The 21,071-nt window shown below is 72.5% G+C and carries 12 protein-coding genes; 3 read left to right on the forward strand and 9 right to left on the reverse strand.

The features are described from left to right. The first annotated feature begins 70 nt into the window (after nucleotides 1–70). Nucleotides 71–1,690, forward strand: coding sequence for a glycosyltransferase family 39 protein (locus BLU79_RS39645; RefSeq protein ID WP_371132026.1), 1,620 nt, complete (start codon nucleotides 71–73; stop codon nucleotides 1,688–1,690). On the opposite strand, the gene BLU79_RS39650 is transcribed toward BLU79_RS39645, so the two are convergent. Then, a complete protein-coding gene (locus BLU79_RS39650; protein WP_093910887.1) occupies nucleotides 1,641–2,111 on the reverse strand; it encodes a MarR family winged helix-turn-helix transcriptional regulator in 471 nt (156 codons plus the stop codon). The two genes, BLU79_RS39645 and BLU79_RS39650, sit on opposite strands and share 50 nt — an antisense overlap. A 121-nt stretch (nucleotides 2,112–2,232) precedes the next feature. On the opposite strand from BLU79_RS39650, the gene BLU79_RS39655 reads away from it, so the two are divergent. Then, nucleotides 2,233–2,646, forward strand: coding sequence for an organic hydroperoxide resistance protein (locus BLU79_RS39655; RefSeq protein ID WP_093910888.1), 414 nt, complete (start codon nucleotides 2,233–2,235; stop codon nucleotides 2,644–2,646). 41 nt (nucleotides 2,647–2,687) lie between these two features. On the opposite strand, the gene BLU79_RS39660 is transcribed toward BLU79_RS39655, so the two are convergent. The 8 genes from BLU79_RS39660 to BLU79_RS39695 all read right to left on the reverse strand — a co-directional run bounded on the left by BLU79_RS39660 (nucleotide 2,688) and on the right by BLU79_RS39695 (nucleotide 18,941). Next, nucleotides 2,688–4,280, reverse strand: a complete 1,593-nt coding sequence (locus tag BLU79_RS39660) for a hypothetical protein (protein ID WP_093910889.1) — start codon at nucleotides 4,278–4,280, stop codon at nucleotides 2,688–2,690. Between the two features lie 94 nt (nucleotides 4,281–4,374). Next, the gene (locus tag BLU79_RS39665) at nucleotides 4,375–6,612 is read right to left on the reverse strand and encodes a bifunctional glycosyltransferase/CDP-glycerol:glycerophosphate glycerophosphotransferase (RefSeq protein ID WP_093910890.1); all 2,238 of its coding nucleotides are present in this window, start codon (nucleotides 6,610–6,612) and stop codon (nucleotides 4,375–4,377) included. Nucleotides 6,613–6,615: 3 nt separating this feature from the next. Then, nucleotides 6,616–8,814, reverse strand: a complete 2,199-nt coding sequence (locus BLU79_RS39670) for a bifunctional glycosyltransferase/CDP-glycerol:glycerophosphate glycerophosphotransferase (RefSeq protein ID WP_093910891.1) — start codon at nucleotides 8,812–8,814, stop codon at nucleotides 6,616–6,618. Between the two features lie 151 nt (nucleotides 8,815–8,965). After that, nucleotides 8,966–11,158, reverse strand: a complete 2,193-nt coding sequence (locus tag BLU79_RS39675) for a bifunctional glycosyltransferase/CDP-glycerol:glycerophosphate glycerophosphotransferase (RefSeq protein WP_093910892.1) — start codon at nucleotides 11,156–11,158, stop codon at nucleotides 8,966–8,968. 167 nt (nucleotides 11,159–11,325) lie between these two features. Then, nucleotides 11,326–12,240 carry a carbohydrate ABC transporter permease gene (locus BLU79_RS39680; RefSeq protein WP_093910893.1) on the reverse strand — a complete coding sequence of 305 codons (915 nt, stop codon included), beginning with the start codon at nucleotides 12,238–12,240 and terminating at the stop codon, nucleotides 11,326–11,328. A gap of 208 nt (nucleotides 12,241–12,448) precedes the next feature. Continuing rightward, entirely contained in the window at nucleotides 12,449–13,795 is a 1,347-nt protein-coding gene (locus tag BLU79_RS39685) for a carbohydrate ABC transporter permease (protein WP_093910894.1), read from the reverse strand. A gap of 4 nt (nucleotides 13,796–13,799) precedes the next feature. After that, nucleotides 13,800–15,176 (reverse strand): ABC transporter substrate-binding protein, encoded by a 1,377-nt coding sequence (locus tag BLU79_RS39690; protein ID WP_093910895.1) that lies wholly within the window; start codon nucleotides 15,174–15,176, stop codon nucleotides 13,800–13,802. A 270-nt stretch (nucleotides 15,177–15,446) separates the two neighbouring features. Continuing rightward, entirely contained in the window at nucleotides 15,447–18,941 is a 3,495-nt protein-coding gene (locus BLU79_RS39695) for an FtsK/SpoIIIE domain-containing protein (protein ID WP_093910896.1), read from the reverse strand. 369 nt (nucleotides 18,942–19,310) lie between these two features. Here BLU79_RS39695 and BLU79_RS39700 point away from each other — a divergent pair, with 369 nt between their 5' ends. Then, nucleotides 19,311–21,005 (forward strand): serine/threonine-protein kinase, encoded by a 1,695-nt coding sequence (locus BLU79_RS39700; protein ID WP_093910897.1) that lies wholly within the window; start codon nucleotides 19,311–19,313, stop codon nucleotides 21,003–21,005. Nucleotides 21,006–21,071: the final 66 nt, after the last annotated feature.

The following is a 21,071-nucleotide window of genomic DNA, read 5'->3' on the forward strand; positions in this document are numbered from 1 at the left end:
TGCCATATCAGAGGTAATACGCCGTTAATCAATAGTAAGAGTCTGCTAATAGCACAAAATTGGCCCTGTGATGAACGTCGAACATGGGCAGAGGAGGAGCCGCCGCGCAGCAGCCGTCGTCGCCGTCTCTGTCCCCGTGGTCCGCCTGGTCCGCCTGGTCCGAGTGGTCCGCGTGGTCCCCATGGCCGTCATGCTCGGGATCGGGCTGTGGGGGCTCGACCGGGAGGGCATGTGGCGGGACGAGGGGGTGACGTTCCAGGTCGCCCGGCGGTCGGTGCCGGAGATCTGGCGGCTGCTGTGGGGTGTGGACGCCGTGCACGGCCTGTACTACCTGCTCATGCACGCCGTCTTCGCCGTGCACCCCGGCGAGGTCGTCCTCCGGCTGCCGTCGGTGCTCGGCGCGACCGCGGCGGCGGGGCTGGTCGCGGCGCTCGGGGCGCGGCTGGCGCGGCCGAGGGTGGGGCTGTGGGCCGGGCTGCTGTTCGCGGTGACGCCGATGGTCGGGCACTACGCGCAGGAGGGGCGGTCGTACGCGCTGGTGACGGCCGGGGTGGCGGGCGCGACGCTACTGCTGGTGCGGCGGGTGTGGTGGGCGTACGGGGTCGTTCTCGGGATCGCCTGTCTGCTGCACGAACTGGCCCTGCTCGCGGCGTGTGCGCATGCCGTGACCCTGGCGGCGGACCGGGCGCCGAGGCGGGTGTGGTTCCGGTGGGCGCGCGCGGTGCTGGGTGTGGGGATCGTCCTGATGCCGTTGGTGGCCGTGTCGCGGGCGCAGGCGGGGCAGGTGGAGTGGCTGACGGAACCGGGGTGGGGGACCGCGGAACGCCTGCTCCGGGGCTTCGTCGCCGGGCCCACGGGGGTGGTGTTCGGGGCGTGCGTCCTGCTCATGTTGGTGGGGCTGGGGGCGGGGCGGGTCACGGCGGTCGCGTTGCCGCTGATGGTGCTGCCGCCGGTGCTTCTCGTCGCCCTGTCGCAGGTGCGGCCCGTCTACGACGACCGGTACGTGCTGTACGCGCTCACCGGGGCGCCGTTGCTGGTGGCGGCGGGGGCGGATCGGGTGGCCGGGCTCGTGACGCGGGACCGCCCGTACGGCGGCCGCCTGCTGAACCACCCCCTCAACCACCTGATTCCCCTGGCCGGCACCCTCGCCATCAGCCTCGCCTTCCTCCACCACCTCCCCCTCCACCGCCAGGACCGCTCCCCGACGCACCGCCCCGACAACCTCGCCTCCGCCTCCGCCTTCGCCGCCCAGCACCTCGGCCCCGGCGACCCCGTGCTGTTCCTGCCATCCATCGGGCGGCGCGCGGCGCTCGCGTATCCGCAGGGGTTCCGGGGGGCGTGGGACATCGCGTTGCGGCAGTCCGGGCCGAGGTCGGGGACGTTGTACGGCCGTGAGGTCGGGGCCGAGGAACTGCGGCGCAGGCTCGACTCGGTGGACCGGGTCTGGGTCGTCGCCGAGCCGTACGCCCTCAACTCGCCCTGGTACCCGCGCAACCCCACCGAGCGCGCCAAACTCGACATCGTGGGCGAGGAGTTCCGCCCCCTGCCCGCCGGCCGCCCGGCCGGCCCTCTACGGCTCTACGTCCGCCGCCCACCCGCACACCAGCCCGCGGACCGGCATCGGGCGCGGCCCACGCCCGCTACGCGCCCGGCGCCTCCTCCAGCGCGGCCGAGTCCAGGGCCGCCGTGAGCTGGTCCAGTCGGGCCCGCAGCTCGCGGATCTCGTCCACGTCGAAGCCCGTCGCCTCGGCGATCCGGCGTGGCACCTGGAGGGCCCGCTCACGCAGTGCGGTGCCCTCCTCGGTCAGCCGCACCTCCACCGAGCGCTCGTCGCGGGCGCTGCGCTCCCGGCGTACCAGGCCCGCCGCCTCCAGCCGCTTGAGCAGGGGCGACAGCGTGCCGGAGTCGAGTCGCAGGTGTTCGCCCAGCTTCTTCACGGGCAGGTCGCCCTGCTCCCACAGCACCAGCATCACCAGGTACTGCGGATAGGTGAGCCCCAGGTCCTTCAGGACCACGCGATAGACGCCGCCGAAGGCGCGCGACGCGGCGTTCAGGGAGAAGCAGATCTGCTGGTCGAGGCGGAGCCAGTCCGCCGTGGGCGAGGTCGTCATGTCTCCAGGGTAGCTCGTGCTCGCCATTTAGTTGTGTGCAATTGAATTGTGTGCTCTACTTGTGGTCGTGCGGCGGCCGCCACCAGAGCCGCCGGAACGTGACTTGAGAGGGATGGTTCCCATGGACGCGCTCTACACCGCTGTCGCCACCGCCACCCACGGCCGTGACGGTCGTGCCGTCTCCAACGACGGCAAGATCGACCTCAAGCTGGCCCCGCCGGTGGAGCTGGGCGGCAACGGCGAGGGCACCAACCCGGAGCAGCTGTTCGCGGCCGGGTACGCGGCCTGCTTCGGCAGCGCCCTCGGCCTCGTCGGCCGTCAGGCCAAGGTCGACGTCTCCGAGGCCGCCGTGACCGCCGAGGTCGGCATCGGCAAGCAGGGCGAGGGCTTCGGCCTGAAGGTGACGCTGCGCGTGGAACTGCCCGACACCCTGGACGAGGCGACCGGCCGCAAGCTCGTCGAGACCGCCCACCAGGTCTGCCCCTACTCCAACGCCACCCGCGGCAACATCGAGGTCGACCTCGTCATCGAGTAACAACACCCGGAGTCATCGGGTGACCCACCCGGACCCGACCGTCACCCGATCCGCGCCAACACCTCCCCCGTCCCCCGGCTCCAAGCCACCACCACCGCCTCCTCCGGCACCCGCTTCCACCGCGTCAGCAGTAGCCAGCGCGCGTGGTAGCGCCGGGCGACGGCCGTGCGCTCGGCCCGGGTCGACGCGGGGGAGAGGTAGGCGCGGACATCGGCGAGCCGGCGTTTCCGTTCCCGCTCGTCCAGGGCAGGGTCGGGCCAGATCGGCGCGGCGAGGTTCGGCCCGTACCCGGGGATGGAGCGAGGGGCGAAGTGCCCGTCGGAGATGACGACTTCGCCCTTCCCGACCTGCCGTGTCACCCACGCGTACGACGGCCAGAGCGACGGTTGCTCCAGCCCGATCGGATCCAGCGCGCGCGGCACCACCGCCCCGCCCTGCACGGTCAGGAACCCGACACAGGCCCCGGCCGCCGCGGCCCCGCCCAGCACCCGGCGCGCCCTGCCCCACGGCCGGGCCGCCGCCAGCTCCACGGCCAGCGCGAACTGCGGGGGCACGAGGGTGAGCCCGAGGATCCTGCCGTAGGTGTAGTGGCCACTGACCCAGCCGTACGCCACGAGCAGGCAGTCGAGGGCGAACATCAGCACCAGCGGATCCCGCCACGAGGCCCGCCGCCACCGTGCCCACAACGCCGGCAGCCCCAGCAGTGCCAGCCAGAACTGCCCGAAGAGCTGCTCGTAGAGCCGCCGGTGCATCCAGTCCACGCTGTGGTCCCCGGCCAGCGCGAACACATCGAAGTACGGCCAGGATCGGGCGACCAGCAACGCCGCCGCGGCGGCCACCCCCCACCGGGCGAGCACGGAACCGCGCCACCCCCGCTGCCACCCGGCGACGAACGCCACCGCCCCCAGCACCGCCGCCGTCGCGGTGATCGGATGGACCAGCAGGATCAGCCCGTACAGCGCCCCGATCCCCGCGTACCCGGCAAGACCCGGCAGCCCGCTCGGCCCGACGTACCGGACGAGCCGCTTCCCCCGCGCCCGCGCCCCCGTCAGCGCCCACGCCCAGAACGTGAGCCCGATCGCGAAGGCCGACGGATAGCCGAGGTTCCCGGTCATCGACATCAGGCTCAGGTATCCGCTCCACCAGGCCCGCTCGGTCCCCCACAGCAGCGTCATCGCCCCCACCGCGAGCACCGGCGCCCACGGCCGCGCGGTCAGCACCCGCACGAAGCGCCCGATGCCGGTCAGCAGCACCAGCAGGTTCAGCGGCCCGGCCAGCCGCACCACCTCCCAGCCGCCCAGTCCGGTCAGCCGGGCGAACGCGCCCTGTGCGACGGCGTACGGCGAGTAGTACGGGCTGCCCGCGCCCGGCAGGTCCGCCATCGGGTGGCGCGGGTGGAACAGGTCGGCCCGCAGGCGTTCCACGACCGCCGCGTGCTGGCCCGCGTCGCAGCACAGCGGCACGGCCCAGTACGCCAGCGATATCACCAGGAAGAACAGAAAGCCGAAGACCTGGTACGGCGTCGGGCGCCGGACATGGCCGCCGCGCAGCGCGGTGGCGCCGCGCGCCGCCCTCCGGACGAGTGTGCCTACGGCCGCCTTTCCGGCCTGGGGGGTCGAGTGGATTTGGGACATTTGTCGTATATTCCCGATCGGGTCAACGACATTGCCTCACGTCACCGCATTGAGTGAGCCCAGGTGAGCCCGGGCGAGCCCGTCCCCGCCGGGACTAGCGGGCGTCCGTCAGCGACCTCGGGCCCGCCGGAGCAGGGATCCTCTCCACCCCGATCGCCTCCTCCGGCATCTGCTCGCCCAGCAATACCGTCCGCACCACCCGCTCGGCGGCGTGCCCGTCGTCGAACTCGCAGAACCGCTCCCTGAATCCCGCCCGCGACCGCGCCGACTCCTCGTCCCGCCAGGTCCCGGACGCGAACAGCCACGCCAACTCCCGGTAGGAGCGCGACACATGGCCCGGCGCTTCGGCCGTGATGTCGAAGTACATGCCCCGGCTCGCCGCGTACGCCTCCCGGTCGTCGGCGTGGATCACGATCGGCCGGTCCAGGTTGGCGTAGTCGAACATCAGGGCGGAGTAGTCGGTGACCAGGACGTCGGCAGCGAGCATCACGTCCTCGACGTGCGGCTCGTCCGTCGCGTCGATCAGCACACCCCGCCGGTGCAGATCGGCCAGGCCCGTCCCGCGTGCCGTGCCCTGCGCCAGCGACGGGTGCAGCCGTACGACGAGCGTGTGGTCGGCGCCCAGATCCGCGGCGAACCGGGCGAGATCGATCCGGTCGACATGGCCGCCCCGGCGATAGTCGCGGCGGGTCGGCGCGTACAGCACGACGGTCTGCCCGGCGGGGACGCCGAGCCGCGCACGGACGGCCTCACCGGCCTCCGGACCGGCGCCGACCAGCACGTCGTTGCGCGGGCTCCCCGTCCGCAACGAGGTGAAGTGGCACGGATACGCCCGCTCCCACACCAGCTCCGAATGCCGGTTGGCCACCAGGCTGTAGTCCCAGCGGTCGGCCCGCCACAGCATCTTCGGCACGTCGAAGCCGTGCCGGGCGCCGGGCTTGGTCAGCAGGTCGGCGGCCATGTACTTGAGCGGGGTGCCCTGGTGGGTGTGGAGGTGGACGCTGCCGGGGCGCTTGGCCAGGGTGCCGGGCCAGTTGACGTTGTTCACCCAGTACGTGGCCCGCGCCATGACCTCGTGATAGCGCTGCGAGCCCGGCGTCACGAAGTCGATCCCGGCGGGCAGCGTGTCCACCGCGTCCTCCTGGACGACCCACACACCGCTGAGGTGCGGGGCGATCTCGCGGGCCTTGGCGTGGATCGCCGCCGGGTCGCCCAGCACCCCGCGATGCGAGAACGCCGAGTAGACCACCAGGTCCGGATCGAGCGGCAGCCTCGACTGGACGGTGTACCAGGCCCGCCCGGCCCGCTGCGAGACCGCCCGCGTCACGCGCCGCTTGCCGTTCCCCGCCGTCCCGCGCAGCTCGCGCAGGCCGAGTGCCGTGGCGTACGCCGCGTAGGGCGCCCTGGCCAGCAGCCACATCTCCTTGCCACGCCGGCCTGCCGGGGGCGTGAAGCCCTTCGGGACGTGACCGGCGTGGAACGAGCGGATCTCGCGGTAGAAGTCCGCCCGGTCCGCGGGCGTCACCCGGTCCTCGCGGGCGAGCACGAACAGCATGTGGTCCAGGGCCCGTTCGAACAGCAGCGGGCGCGCCCACTCCAGGTCGGGCCGCTCTTCGAGGAACGTGAACAGGCCCTCGTACTGCGGAAAGATGTCGAAGTGCCGCCGCCCCGGCGTCTTGGTGATCGCACCCTGCCGGCGCTGCCGGTACTCGACCCCGATCCGCTCCAGGCAGGCGACGCGGTCGGCCAGCACCATCGAGCGGTAGGTGACGGGCGCGTCCTCGTACAGGCCCGGGGCGTAGCGCAGCTCGTGCTTCAGGAAGAAGTCGCGCCGGTACGCCTTGTTCCAGGCGACCAGGAACAGGTGCAGATACTCGGGGTTCTCGCGGACGGAGAAGGTGTCCGTGCCGGCCGCGGCCAGCAGGTCCGCCGCCGTGCTGCGGCCACCGCGGCCCCACCAGTGCGTGCGCACGTGGTCGAAGACCAGGATGTCCGGGTCGCCGTTCCCCTCCAGCCGGGCCGCCACCGCGGCCAGCAGGCCCGGGGTGTAGGAGTCGTCGCTGTCGAGGAACAGGACGTAGTCGCCGCTCGCCTCCTCCAGACCGGCGTTGCGGGCCCCGCCGAGGCCGACGTTCTCCGGCAGGTGCAGCACGCGCACGCGTGCGTCGCGCTCGGCGTAGGCGTCCAGGATGGCGGGGCAGCCGTCGGGGGAGCGGTCGTCGACGGCGATCACCTCGAAGTCGGTGTACGACTGCCCGAGCACCGAGTCCAGGCACTCCCGAAGGAAGCCCTGCACCTTGAAGACGGGGACGATGATGCTGAAGCGGGGCACAGGTCAGCTCCTCACGAGGACAGGGGCGGGGGCCGGGACACGCTCGGCGAGGGGGATCACCGCCGGGATCGACTCCGCCGGCTCGCCCAGCAGCACCCGGCGTACGACGCGCTCGGCGGACTGCCCGTCGTCGAACTGGCAGAAGCGCTCCCGGAAGGCGGCGCGCAGCGCCCCGGCCTCCTCGTCCGCCCACGAGCCGTCACGGAAGACGGCCGCCAGCTCGCCCGGCGTGCGCGCCACCCGGCCCGGCGGCGCCTCCATCAGGTCGAAGTAGACGCCCCGCAGCTCCCGGTAGACGTCCCAGTCGTCGGCGTACACGACGATGGGCCGGTCCAGGTTGGCGTAGTCGAACATGATCGACGAGTAGTCGGTGATCAGCGCGTCGGCGGCCAGGCACACGTCCTCGGCGGAGCGGTGTCCGGTGACGTCGATGATCCGGCCGGTGCCGCGCGCGGCGCCCTGGTCGTAGAAGTAGTGCGCGCGCAGCAGGACCACGTACTCGTCGCCGATCTCCTCGCACAGTGCCGCGAGGTCGAGGCTCGTCTCGAAGCCGGTGGAGTAGTCGCGGTGCGTGGGCGCGTAGAGCAGGGCCTTCTTGCCCTCGGGGATGCCGAGTTCGCGGCGGACGCGGGCGACGTCGGCGGCGGTCGCCGTGTAGTAGACGTCGTTGCGCGGATAGCCGTACTCCAGGGGCTCGTGCGCGGACGGGTACGCGCTCTCCCACATCTCGGTGGAGTGCCGGTTGGCGGTGAGGTTGTAGTCCCAGCGGTCGACGCGGGCCAGCAGCTTGGCGAAGCTGCCGGTCGCCGCGGCCACCACGGGATACGTCGACTGGTCGGCGCCCATCTTCTTCAGCGGGGTGCCGTGCTGGGTCGACAGATGCACACTGCCCTCGCGCTTGACCACGGCGTCCGCGAAGTTGGCGTTGTTGATGAGGTACTTGGCGCGGGCGAGCACATCCCAGTAGGCACGGCTGCCGATGACCGCGTACTCCACGTCCTGCGGCACGGTGTGTTCCTGGTCCGCCTCGACCAGGAACACCGAGCGCAGGTGGGGGGCGAGTTCGCGGGCCTTGGCGTGGATCGCGGCCGGATTGCAGACGTAGCCGCGGCCCCAGTACGCGCAGTACACGGCGAGGTTCTCGTCCAGCGGCTGCCGCAGCTGAAGCCGGTACCACAGCCGGGTGCGCAGCCCATGCGGCCACGGGACGCTCGAAGTGGCCTTCGCCGCCGCCTGGTTGGCCCACCGCAGCGCCCGGAACGCCAGGTACGCCCCGTTCGCCAGCAGTCGGTGCTGCACGCCGAGGCTGCCGCCCGGCGTCCGGAAGCCGTCGGGGCAGTGCCGCCGGTAGAGCCTGCTCGCCCGGCGGAAGAAGGAACGCCGTCCCCACGGCAGCCGTCGCGGATGGGCCGCCGTCTTCAGCACGGCGGCGACGAGCTGCTCGAACAGCGGCCCGCGCCGCCCCTCGGACAGCCCCAGCTCGGCCGCCCGCGTCAGCACCAGCTCGGCCTGGTCCAGCAGCTCGAAGTGGTGCTCCCCCGGGCGTCCCAGCCGGCTGCCCTGCCGCCGCAGCAGATGCCGTACGAGGACCTGGTGCAGCACCGCCATGCGCTCGGCGCTGGCCACGACCAGGCCGCCGAAGCCGACATCGGTGAAGTGGCCCTCGGGGAAGGCGAGCCGCTGTTCGGCCAGGAAGGCCCGGCGGTAGGCCGCACTCCACGCCGGGAGCTGGACCCCCGTCAACTCCGGCGCCTGGCCGGGCGCGAAGACCACGCCCGGCGCCCGCGACAGGAGGAGCGCGGCCGGATTGGTCGGCTCGCCCATCCACCACGGGATCCGCTCGTGCTCGAAGTGCAGGACGTCCACGTCACCGGTCTCGCACAGCCGGGCGTCCAGCGCCCCCAGCGCCCCCGGCACCAGCATGTCGTCGCCGTCCAGGAACAGCAGCCACTCACCGGTCGCCGCCCGCACACCGGCGTTTCTCGCGCCGGCCAGCCCGGCCGAAGGCGGTGAGTACACGGGCGCCACCCGGCAATCTCGCTCGGCGTACCCGTCGACGACGGTCGTCGCCGGAGAGTCGGGGGCGTCGCAGACCGGGATCAGCTCGAAGTCGCCGAAGGGCTGGGTGAGGACCGAGGCCAGCGCCAGGGACAGCCGGCCCGCGACCCCATGGGACGGAACGATGATGCTGAAGCGGGGCATTCTGCTCTTTCTGTCGTTTCTTTCTGTCGATCTGTCGATGCGCTACGGGCGGCCGGGCCGCCCGGCCGGACGCCAGGTGTGAGGCCGGGTCGGCGTGGGCCGTGACGGGCTGGAGGGCATGCGGACTCCGTTTCAGCGAGAACGGATCTCTTCAGGCTCGTGGCGACGGTACGGGGTGGCGCTGATCCAGCGGCACGACAGGCGGGAGTCCGGTCTCACCGAGCACCACATGGCGTACGACCCGCTCGGCGGCGCGCCCGTCGTCGTACGGGCAGAAGCGCATCCGGAAGGCCGACCGCAGCTGGGTGGAGCGCGAGCCGCGCCAGTGGCCGGTGGCGAAGATGTCGATCAGCTCGTCCTCGTTGCGTGACACCGCGCCCGGCGGGAAGGACCGCAGGTCGAAGTAGGTGCCGCGGGCCGCCTCGTACGCCTCCCGGTCGTCGGCGTGGATCACGATCGGCCGGTCCAGGTTGGCGTAGTCGAACATGATCGCCGAGTAGTCGGTGACCAGGGCGTCCGAGGCGAGGCACAGCGACTCGACGCTCGGATGGCCGGTGACGTCGATGACCTGGTCGGTGGTCGGGGCCAGCGGGCCGCCGTGCCGGTGGTGCCCGCGGGTCAGGACGACGTAGCGGGGGCCGAGGCGGCGAGCGACGCGGTGCGGGTCGAGGGGGGTGTGCTGGGTGCGGCGGTAGTCGCGGTGGGTGGGGGCGTAGAGGATCACGACGGCGCCCTCGGGGATGCCGAGGGACTCGCGGATCCGGGTCACGTCCGCCGAGGTCGCCTGCTGGAAGACGTCGTTGCGCGGGCTGCCGTACTCCAGGGTCGTGTAGCCGCCCGGGTACACGCGCTCCCAGGTCAGGGTGGAGTGGCGGTTGGCGGACAGGACGTAGTCCCAGCGGTCGACGTGGTCGAGGAGCTCGTCGAAGTCCGTGTCCCCGGAGGCGGCCGGGCGTTCGCGCAGGTCCAGGCCCATGTGCTTGAGCGGGGTGCCCTGCCGGGTCTGCACGAGGACCTGGCCGGGGCGCTTGACCAGGGCTCGGTCGAAGTCGGCGTTGTGGACGAGGTACTTGGAGCGGGCGAGCGCCGTCCAGTAGGCGGCCGTGTCGGGACGCACCCGCCGGGTTCCGGTCGGTACGGAGTCGTGCTGCTCGGCCTCGGCGATCCAGGCCGTGCGGACGCGCGGGGCGTGCGTGCGGAACGCCTGCTCCAGGGCGCCCGGGTGGCAGCCGTGGCCGCGGACCCCGTCGGCGGCGAAGACCGCGCGGTCGGCGCGCACCGGGAGACAGCGCTGGACGCGGTAGTGCAGGCGCAGGGCGGCGGAGCGCAGGCCCTTCAGCAGGCGGCTGGTGAACTTGCCGGTACGGCGGAGCAGGGCCGCCGTCAGCTGCAGGGCGCGGTAGGTGCGGTGCAGGCCCAGGCGGATCAGGGCGTAGTGGACGCGGGTGCGCGCCGAGGCGGGGGCGCCGGGGACGCGGTAACGGCGGTAGTACGTGCGCGCCCGGCGCAGGAAGTCGGCGCGGCTGCGGCGCGGGAGGCGGTCGCGGCGGGCGAACACCACGATCAGGTGGTCGACCATCCGACGGAACAACAGCGGGCGCCAGCGGGCCAGTTCGGGGTTCCGGTCGACGTATGCGAAGACACGGTCGTACTGCTCGAAGATGTCGAAGTGCCGATGGCTGACCGTGCCGAGGATGCCGCCGCGGCGCCGCTGCCGGTAGTGCACGCACACCCGGTCCAGGGTCGCGATCGACTCCGCCGTCATCAGGACCGGGTACGTCCAGGGCGTGTCCTCGTAGTAGCCGGACGGGAAGGCGAAGCCCTCCTGCTCGACGAACTCCCGCCGGTACGCCTTGTTCCAGGCGACCATCAGCAGCCGCAGCAGCCCCGGCCGGTCGGCCAGCCGGAAGGGTGCCGGGCCCTGCTCGGTGAGCCGGTCGGCGGCCTGGTTGCGGATCGTCTCGCCGGTCCAGAAGGTGCGCGCGTAGTCGTAGACGAGGACGTCCGGATCGCCGGTCTCCTTCAGCCGGTCGGCGATCGTGTGCAGGGCGTCGGGAGTGAGGGTGTCGTCGCTGTCGAGGAAGACCAGGTAGTCGCCGGTGGCTTCGGCCATACCGGCGTTGCGGGCGGGCCCCAGGCCCTGGTTCTCGGCGAGGTGCACGGGGCGTACCCGCGGGTCGCGGGCCGCGAACTCGTCGATGATCGCGCCGCACGCGTCCGGCGAGCAGTCGTCGACGGCGATCAGTTCGAGATCGGGGTACGACTGCGAGAGCACCGATTCCAGGCACTCGTGCAGATACGCCTGAACCTTGTACGCGGGGACAATGACACTGAACCTGGGCAAAGGACATCCACTGGGTCGACCGGGGCGGTGGCGGCGACAGCGCCTTGCCCGGCAACGGCCAATGGAGTGACTTGGTTACGCCGCGGTACGGCATACGGGGGATCATGAATGAACGTGAGGGGGCGGGCCGATGACGGTCCGCACCCTCACGCGTGTTGTGCTTGCGCCTACTTGACCGCGCCCGCCATCACGCCGGACACGAACTGCCGCTGGAACGCGAAGAACACGACCAGCGGGATCACCATGGAGATGAACGCGCCGGGCGCCAGGACGTCGATGTTGTTGCCGAACTGCCGTACCTGTGTCTGCAGTGCGACCGTGATCGGCTGGCTCCCGGAGTCCGTGAAGATCAGCGCGACCAGCATGTCGTTCCACACCCACAGGAACTGGAAGATGCCGAGCGCGGCGATCGCCGGACCGCCGAGCGGCATCACGACGCGGAAGAACAGCCGTAGTTCACCGGCACCGTCCAGCCGGGCCGCCTCCAGCAGCTCTCTCGGGATCTCGGCGAAGAAGTTCCGCAGCAGGAACACCGCGAAGGGCAGTCCGAAGCCGACGTGGAAGAGGATCACGCCGATCAGGGAGCCGAAGATGCCGATGCTGCCGAAGAGTTCGGCGATCGGGATCAGCGCCACCTGCACCGGCACGACCAACAGGCCGACCACGCCCAGGAACCACCAGTCGCGGCCCGGGAACTCCATCCACGCGAACGCGTATCCCGCGAGCGAGCCGATGAGGACGACGAGGACCGTCGCCGGGACCGTGATCAGCACGGTGTTGAGGATCGAGTCGGTGATGTCGGGGTTGCTCAGAAGCTTGTCGTAGCTGTCGAAGGTGAGTTGGGAGGGCTTGCTGAAGACCTCCCACCAGCCGCTCGCGGTCATCTCCTCCGGCGGCCGCAGGGAGGACAGCAGCAGCCCGATCGTCGGGACCAGCCAGAACAGCCCGACGACGATCAGGAACACCCGCACCAGCCCGCCGCTGACGAAGGCGGCGAGCCGCGCGCCGAGGGACTCCTCGGCCTTGACGACGGTCGGCGGCGGTGGCGCCGCCTCGGTGACCTTGCCGGCGTCCGCACTCATCGCCTGCCCTCCCGCCTCAGCCGACGGATGTTACTGCTCCTATCCGGGGGATAACCCCCGGACCCCCAGCAGAAAAGCAGGTCGGTGGCGATGGCCGGCCCGGGCATCGCGAGGCAAGCCCGAGGACTGCATTCATCCCGGGGTTGCATTCGATGTGCTGCTGCCGCCGCGCGGCCCCCGAACCCCCAGTAGACGGTCAGGTGCACGTTCATCGCCTGCCCTCCCGCCTCAGCCGACGGATGTTGAACCACATCACGGGAATCACCAAGAGGAGCAGGAACACCGAGATCGCGCTGGCGATGCCCGGCTGGTCCTCGGAGAAGCCCTTGCGGTACAGCTCCAGTGCGAGGACGTTCGCGTCGTCCTGGGAGGAGCCCGGGGCGATGATGAAGACGAGGTCGAAGATCTTCAGGACGTTGATCATCAGGGTGACGGTGACGACCGCGAGGACGGGTGCGAGCAGCGGCACCGTGACCCTTCTGAACACCTGCCACTCACTGGCGCCGTCGACCCGGGCTGCTTCCAGCAGCTCGCGCGGGATGCCCGCGAGGCCGGCCGCGATCAGCACCATCGCGAAACCGGCCCACATCCAGATGTACGACCCGATGATGGACGGTGTGACGAGGGACGGGCCGAGCCAGTCCAGCCCGTTGTACGGCTCCTTGAAGTTGTCCGCCGGGAGCTTGAGTTGGGCCCCCTCGGCGGCGGCCGGCAACGTGAACGTGCCATCGTCGGCCGCCTTCGTGGAGGCCACGACCTTGCCGTCCTTCACGGCCTCGATCTGCATCCCGGCATAGCCCAGCTCGGACGCGTCGACCCCGCCGAGCGTGCCGACGCCCTTGCCGCGCGTGAAGTCCTGCCAGGTGGTGCCGGTGATCTTGCCCGGGTCGGCCTTCGGCGCTACGGCGGTCTTGGCGTCGTCCGGCATCTGGTCCGGGGCGACGCCGACGAGGGGCAGGACGACCGGGGTGCCGGCGCTGACGGTGGCCTTGGTGATGAAACCGCCCCCCGGCGCCGCTTCCAGGGGCGATTCCCGGCCCGGGTGCGCTTTCGGGAACGCGGACGCCTGCGCGAAGGTGTCGTGGACGCCGACCCACACCGCGTTCGCGACACCCTTGTCCGGATCCTGGTCGTAGACGAGGCGGAAGATGATGCCCGCCGCCAGCATCGAGATCGCCATCGGCATGAAGACGACCAGCTTGAACGCCGTGCCCCAGCGCACCCGTTCGGTCAGCACCGCGAAGATCAGACCGAGCGCGGTGGCGACCGTCGGCGCGAACACCACCCAGATGATGTTGTTCTTGAGGGCGGTGCGGATGCCGTCGTCCGTGAAGAGGGCCTCGTAGTTGTCGAACCCGGCGAAGCCGCCGCCGGACTGGTCGTAGAAGCTGCGCACGACCGAGTACCCGATCGGGTAGACCACGAGCGCGCCGAGCAGCACCAGGGCGGGCAGCAGGAAGAGCGCCGCCATGGTCAAGCGCGTGCCGGTGACACTCTTGCGCGACTTGGGTGCGGCAGGGGCCTCAGGGGCCCCTGCCGCTTCCGTCGACGCCATGGCGTCAGTTTCCGTACGCCGCGGCCGCGTCGGCTTCCAGCTTCTGCTGGGTGCCCGCGATGTCCGACGGGTTCTTCAGGAAGTCCTGCAGGGCCTTCCACTCGCCCTTGCCGGGCGTCCCGCCGAAGGCCTGCGGGGCCTGGTCGGACATGTCGAAGCGGAAGTCGTCGCCCGAGTCGATGAGGGCCTTGGCGATCTTCTGCTGCACCTCGTTCGGATACGCCGAGTTGTCCACGTTCTTGTTCGGCGAGAGATAGCCGCCGAGCTTCGCCTGGATCGTCGCCGCGTCCGGGGAGGCCAGGAAGGTGGCCAGGGCCTGCGCCGCCTTGGAGTCCTGGAGGATGACGGCCGCGTCGCCGCCGGAGACGACGGGCGCGGTTTCACCGACGGCCGGGAACGGGAACACCTTCGCGTCCGTGCCGACCTTCGCCTTCGCCTGCGTGATGTTGACCTGCGCGAAGTCGCCCTCGTAGACCATGGCGGCCTTCGGCTGGTCGCCACCGGTGAAGGTCTGGGTGACGGATGCCGGGAAGTCCGTCTGGAGCGCGCCGGTCGCGCCGCCCGCCACATAGTCCTTCTTGCCCCACACCTGGGCGAGCGTGGTCAGCGCGTCCTTCACGGACGGGTCGGTCCACTTGATCTCGTGCTGCGCCAGCTGGTCGTACTTCTCGGGACCCGCCTGGGAGAGGTAGATGTTCTCGAACCAGTCGGTGAGGGTCCAGCCCTCCGCGCCGCCGACGGAGAACGGGGTGACGCCGGAGTCGTAGACGGTCTGCGCGGTGGTGAGAAGCTCGTCCCACGTCTTGGGCTCGGCGGCCCCCGCGTTCTCGAAGACCTGGTTGTTGTACCAGATCAGGGACTTGTTGGCGGCCTTGTAGTAGACGCCGTACTGCTTGTCGTCGACCTTGCCGATGTCCTGCCAGCCCTGCGAGTAGTTCTCCTGGAGCTCCTTGATCGCGTCGGCGCCCAGGGGCTTGGCCCACTTCTTGTCGACGGCCTGCTTTATGGCGCCGGGCTGCGGAAGCATCGCGACGTCCGGCGGCTGGCCGCCCGCGACCTTCGAGCCGAGGAAGTTGATGATCGGGTCCTGGGCGGGCACGAAGGTCACCTTGGCGCCCGTGCGCTTCTCGAACTCCGCCAGGACCTTCTTGAAGTTCGCCTGCTCGGCACCGGTCCACACGGCGGCGACCTCAAGGGATTCGCCGTTCAGCTTGGGAAGGGTGACGGTGCCGGCGGTCTCCTGGCCGGAACCGGTCTGTTCGTCGCCGCCGTCGTCATCGCCGCCGCATGCCGTGAGCGAGAGCGCGAGGGCTCCCGCCAGTACGGCGGCCGCGGTCCTGGCGGCCCTGCTTGTCCGGTTCTTGCTGCTCGTGCTGCGCATCACTGCCCCGTTCTTGGTGCCTCGTCGAACGTTCGAGCGCTGTCCCGTTTGATCTGGTCTACGCCTTGGGGTTGGGGGCGGCAAGACCGCGTCCGCTGTCAAGCGGGAGATCGTGACCGCCTCGTGACAGGGTGTCTCCGACGATTGGGCCGGATAGGTGCGGTGGGCGGGGGCTCGCGTCGTCCCTGGGGGCTACGCCCCCAGACCCCGCTATCGGCCTGAACGGCCTCGTCCTCAATCGCCGGACGGGCTGAAATGCCCCCATCGGCGTTAGAGGAGTGACGGCACCTCGGTCGCCGCGACCTCCCGCGCCGCTCTCTCCAGTGCGCTGGCCAGCAACGCCAGATCCGTAGGCCCGTTCCCCAACTCCCGCACCGGACGCCGGGCCGGGGGATCGCCCATCCGGTGCCACTCCATCGGCACCACCGTGGGCCGCAGCGTCGCCGTCCGCGGAATACGTCCCGTGACCCGCCCGCCCTGGAACGGCACCGCTCTCCCGTCCGCCCAGGCCAACCGCCCCCGCCCCGGCGCCGGTTCGTCCGGCCCCGCGGCGACCGCGTCCAGCGTCACCCGGAGCGTCGCCAGGCGGGCCGGCTCCGACTCCGCCGTACGGCCCCCGATGCCCGCGGCGGCCACCAGGTGCACCCCGAGCCGCTCGCCCTCCCGGGCCACGGCCTCCAGCGCGCGTATCACCGAGCCCGCCGCGGGCCTGCCCGGTGACCCGAGCGCGGGCGAGACCAGTGCGTCCAGGTCGTCCACGACCACGACGAGCCGCGGCAACGGCGGCACGGCCGCGGCCTGCCGACGCGCCGCCCCCGGCCGCAGCCGGATGGTGGAGCTGGGCGGTGTGTCGAGATCGCCCGTGAGATCACCGCCCCCGGTACCGGCCCCGGCCCCCGCCGCGCGTTGCGCGACCATCCGGCTCGACAGCTCACGGCCCGTGTGCCACTCGGTGAAGTCGGACCGCCCGAGCAACTCCGCGCGCCGCTTCAACTCGGCGCTGAGCGACTGGGCGAACTCCCGCATGCGGACCGGGTCGTTGGCGGTGAGGTGGGTGGTGACATGGGGGACGTCCGTACAGACCCGCAGTCCGTCGCCGTGTGCGCCGCCCGCGCTCACCGTGTCGCGGCCGTCCACCAGCACGACGCTCAGCCGGTCCGGCCGCTCGGCCGCGGCGAGCGAGGCGACGACGGCCCGCAGCAACTCCGTACGCCCGCTGCCGGACGGCCCCTCGATCAGCAGGTGCGGTCCGTCGGCGCCGAGGTCCGCGCTGACCGGCCCGCGCGGCCCGGCCCCGAGCACGGCACACGCCCGCCCGCCGAGGGCCTCCGCGTCATCGCCCGCGTCGGCCCACCGCGCCATCAGCGACGCCGGTGTGGCCCGGGCCAGCCCCAACTCGTCCAGCAGCCGCGCCGCCTGAGGCAACGGCACGGACACACGCGCGTGCCGCTCGCCGCCGGCACCCTCCGTCCGCAACGGCGCCAGCGCCCGCGCGAACCGCTCCGCCCAGGCGAGCGAGACGGCGTCCACCGCGGCGACGATGCCGTGCCCGACGGGACCGTGGCCGGGGTCGGGGTCGGTGGAGGAGGCCGGGACGGATCCTGCACGGGCGTCGCCGACCGTGCCGTCCTCCACGCGGCCAGGGCCGACCGCGCCCTGATCGGCGATTGCGCCCCGCGCCACCCGCATCAGCCGCAGCGCCGTCGCCACATCGCCGCTGAGCAGGGCGACCGCACCGCACTCCCGGAACACCGGCGACACCGTGCACGCCGCCTCGTAGGTCTCCGTCACCGGCGACGCGGGTGACGCCGAAGCCGTCTCGGCCAGGCACACGACATGGATCCCGGCCCGCGGCCCCTCCGCCGCCAGCCGCGCCACGGCCTCGCGCACATCGGCACCGCCGGGATCGCCGTCCACCACGATCACGCTGTACGGCCCCGCGAATCCGGCCGCCCCGTCGGCAGGGTCGTCGTCCCGCGCCCACGAGGGCCGCCGCACGGCACGCTGGGCCGGGACCTGCCCGCCCGCGCCATGTGCCGAGCCACCCGCACCGCTCACGGCACCGGCAGACCCCGCACCGGCGGGTGTCTCCGCCGCCAGGTCCTCAAGGCGGCGCAGCAACTCGTCCGTACGAGCCGTCGCCTGTTCGCGGTCGTAGGCCAGCAGCAGGCGGCAGTCCTGGCCGTGGCCAGGGCGGATCTGCGGGAGCCAGCCCAGCCAGGACCACTCGGCGGTGCGCTCCTCCAACGGGCGGGAGCGGTCCGCGCTGATCAGGACCAGCTCCAGGGTGTCCGGCGAGTGCAGCGCGGCGAGTTGGGCGATCACCGCGCGGGCCAGCCCCGCCAGCCGCTCGCGCGGGCCGGCCAGACCCAGCGCCCCGACCTCGCGCAGATCGGCGGTCACCGGCACCGCGGGCAGCAGCCCGGAGCCGTCGGGCGCCGCCCGGTCCGCCGTGCCGAGCCGTACCGTGAGCGCCTCCGGGTGACCCGGTGCGCGCTCCCACAGCCGGGGCCCGGGCCCCAGGGCCGTCAGCAGCAGGGACGCGGGATCCGGCCATCTCTCCGGCAGGCGGGGGCCGTTCGTCGTCGAGGTCGGCTCGGTCGGGGCCAGCGGCTCATCGTCGTCGTAGGCCCCACGCCGGGCTGTCGCCCCCTGCTCCCCGCGCCCGCCGGCCAGCCGCCGCGCCCACGCCGAGAGGCCTCCGCGCCTGCGCACGCCCGGCGGGACGTCGGTGCCCCGCAGCGGGGTGCCCTTACGGTTGCCGCCGTGCGCCGGGGTGCCCCCGCCGTCGCCCGACATGTCTTCGGCGCCGCTGTGATCCGGGTCGCCCGCCTGGAGCGCGCCCACCCCGAAGCCCGCGCCGTGTGTGTCGCCGCCGCGCGGTCCCGGAGACGGCCGTGCCTCCCCGGCGTGCCGTTCTATCCGCGGAGCCCCGCCCTGGAGCGGCACGACGGGCGGCTCGACGGGATCGTGCTCCTGAGCGGCCGACAGGGCTCCGGAGGGAGCGGACGCGTCGCCGCCGTCCGCCACGCGTGCGTGAGGCGGCGTGGCGGTACCGCGCGCGGGCGCCGCCGGGCCGTCGCTTCCCGGGCGGGGGGCGTCCCGGTCGTCCCCGGACGGGACCCGCACATGCCCCTCCCCGTCCGGCTCCGTCCGCACCCGCGCCCCCGGCCCGCCGGCCGGAGCCAGCCGCAGGGCCGACTCGCCGATCCGCAGCAGCGACCCCGGCGCGAACCGCACCGGGCGGGTGCTCACGCCGGAGCCGTCCAGCGTGGTGCCGTTGGTGGAGGCGAGGTCGGCGACCGAGACGCGGCCGTCGGCGGCGACCGTGACCGCGCAGTGGAGGCGGGAGACGTCCGGGTCGTCGAGCGGGACGTCGGCGTCGGCGGAGCGGCCGATGCGGATCTCGCCGCCGTGCAGCAGATGGACCCCGCCCGCGTCCGGGCCGGCCACGACATGGAGCTGGGTCGGGGCGTCGTCCAGCTCGGGGTGCGGCTCGGGCGCCTGCGGGGCGCCCAGGGACAGCACCGCGCCGTCCGTCAGCGGGGGCTCGCCGAGCGTGCTGCGCCGGTCGTCCAGCCGCTCCGCCCCGGCGTACAGCACGACCGGGCCGTCGCCCCCGGACACCGCCGAGGCGAGCCCCGACGCCACCGCGGCCAGGGCCGTGCCCGCGGGCGCCGTGACCAGCACGTCGCAGCTCGCGGCTCGGCCTCGCGCCGGGGCAGGCGGGGCCAGCGGGTCTACGACGGTCAGCCGGATCTGCATCGGCGTCAGCGGTCCCTTCTGCGCGGGCGCGGACCAGGGGCCGTCCGATGGATCTCCCCACCCCACACGAGCACTTCGGCCAGTACTCCACGCATCCTCGCACCTGCCACTGACAACGCGCCCCCCGCCCGAAGGCAAGTGATCTTGATTGGTCGGCTCTGCCCGCAAAAGTGCCTGACAACTGCACTGCCGGTGATCAGTTGAGATCGCTCACGTCCGCTTGCGGCAACCACCAGACAGAGCCGAGCGTCTTTCCTTCGAACATGTACGGGAAGCCGTACGTAAGACGGACAGAATGACGACAGGCCGGTGCCGTGGGGGACGGCACTACAGTGGATCGGAACGTAGGCAAGCAGCAGGGAGCGCGACGTGCGGCCGGTAGGCAGCAAGTACTTCCTCGAGGAGCCGCTCGGACGTGGCGCCACGGGGACCGTCTGGCGAGCCCGTCAGCGGGAGACCGCGGGCGCCGAGGCGGCAGTGCAGGGGCAGCCCGGCGAGACCGTCGCGATCAAGGTCCTCAAGGAGGAGCTCGCCAGCGACGCGGACATCGTCATGCGGTTCCTGCGGGAGCGGTCCGTCCTGCTCCGGCTGACCCACCCGAACATCGTCCGGGTCCGCGACCTGGTCGTCGAGGGTGAGCTGCTGGCGCTGGTCATGGACCTCGTCGATGGCCCCGACCTGCACCGCTACCTCCGCGAGAACGGCCCCTTCTCGCCGGTCGCCGCCGCCCTGCTCACCGCGCAGATCGCCGACGCCCTCGGCGCCAGCCACGCCGACGGCGTCGTCCACCGCGACCTGAAGCCCGCCAACGTCCTGCTCCAGCAGAACGGCGGCCAGATGCACCCGATGCTGACCGACTTCGGCATCGCCCGGCTCGCCGACTCCCCGGGCCTGACCCGCACCCATGAGTTCGTCGGCACGCCCGCGTACATCGCGCCCGAGTCCGCCGAGGGCCGCCCGCAGACGTCCGCCGTCGACATCTACGGCGCCGGAATCCTCCTCTACGAGCTGGTCACCGGCCGCCCGCCGTTCGGCGGCGGCTCCGCCCTCGAGGTCCTCCACCAGCACCTGAGCGCCGAGCCGCGCCGCCCGTCCACGGTCCCCGACCCCCTGTGGACGGTCATAGAACGCTGCCTGCGCAAGAGCCCCGAACAGCGGCCCAGCGCCGAGAACCTCGCCCGCGCCCTGCGCGTCGTCGCCGAGGGCGTCGGCGTGCACGCGAACTCCGCGCAGATCGCGGCCGCCGAGGGCGTCGCCGCACTGCTCGCCCCCGACCCCTCGCCGGCCACCGTGCCGGGCTCGGCCGACCCCACCCAGGTGCTGCAGCACGGCGCGGGCGCATACGACCCGAACGGCGCGACCAGCGTCCTGCCGCACACCGGCGCCCCCGGCCCGGCGGGCGCAGCCGACCCCACCGCCGTACTGCCGAACACGAGCGGTCCGGGCGGACGCGGCGGCGCCGACCCGACGGCGGTCATGCCGCCGATGCCCCCGGGACAGCCCGGTCAGCAGCCGGGGCAGCCCGGACCCGAGGACCCGCACCCCTGGCAGAACCAGCTGCGCGCGGCCCGGGACCGCAATGAGCAGACGCAGGTCCAGTACCTCGACCCCAACCAGGACCCGCTGCGCCGCCGCCCCCAGCGGCAGGTCGCCCGCCCGCAGCAGCCGCCGCACCCCCAGCAGCAGCGGCCTCCGCAGGGCCGGCCGCCGCAGGGGTACGGCCAGCCGCAGCAGCACCAGCCGCAGCCGTACGCCCCCCAGCGCCAGCCGCAGCAGCAGCCCCAGCGGTACGCCCCGCCGCCGGAGCCGCAGCGGCCGCAGCGCGAGCCGCGTCAGCCGCGTCAGCGCAGCTCCAATCCGATGCGGATCCCCGGCCTCGGCTGCCTCAAGGGGTGCCTGTTCACGATCATCATCCTGTTCGTCGCGGGCTGGCTGGTCTGGGAGCTGAGCCCGCTGCAGGAGTGGATCGGCACGGGCAAGGGCTACTGGGACCAGCTCACCGACTGGTTCAGCACCGTGACGGGCTGGATCGGGGAGCTGGGCGGGAGCTCGGGCACCAACTGACCGGACGAGGCGACGCGGCGACGAGCCGCCGAGCCGACGAGGCACGGCCTCGGCCGGGTTGGTGAT

The sequence above is a fragment of the Streptomyces sp. cf386 genome (genome assembly GCF_900103585.1).
Lineage (GTDB): Bacteria > Actinomycetota > Actinomycetes > Streptomycetales > Streptomycetaceae > Streptomyces.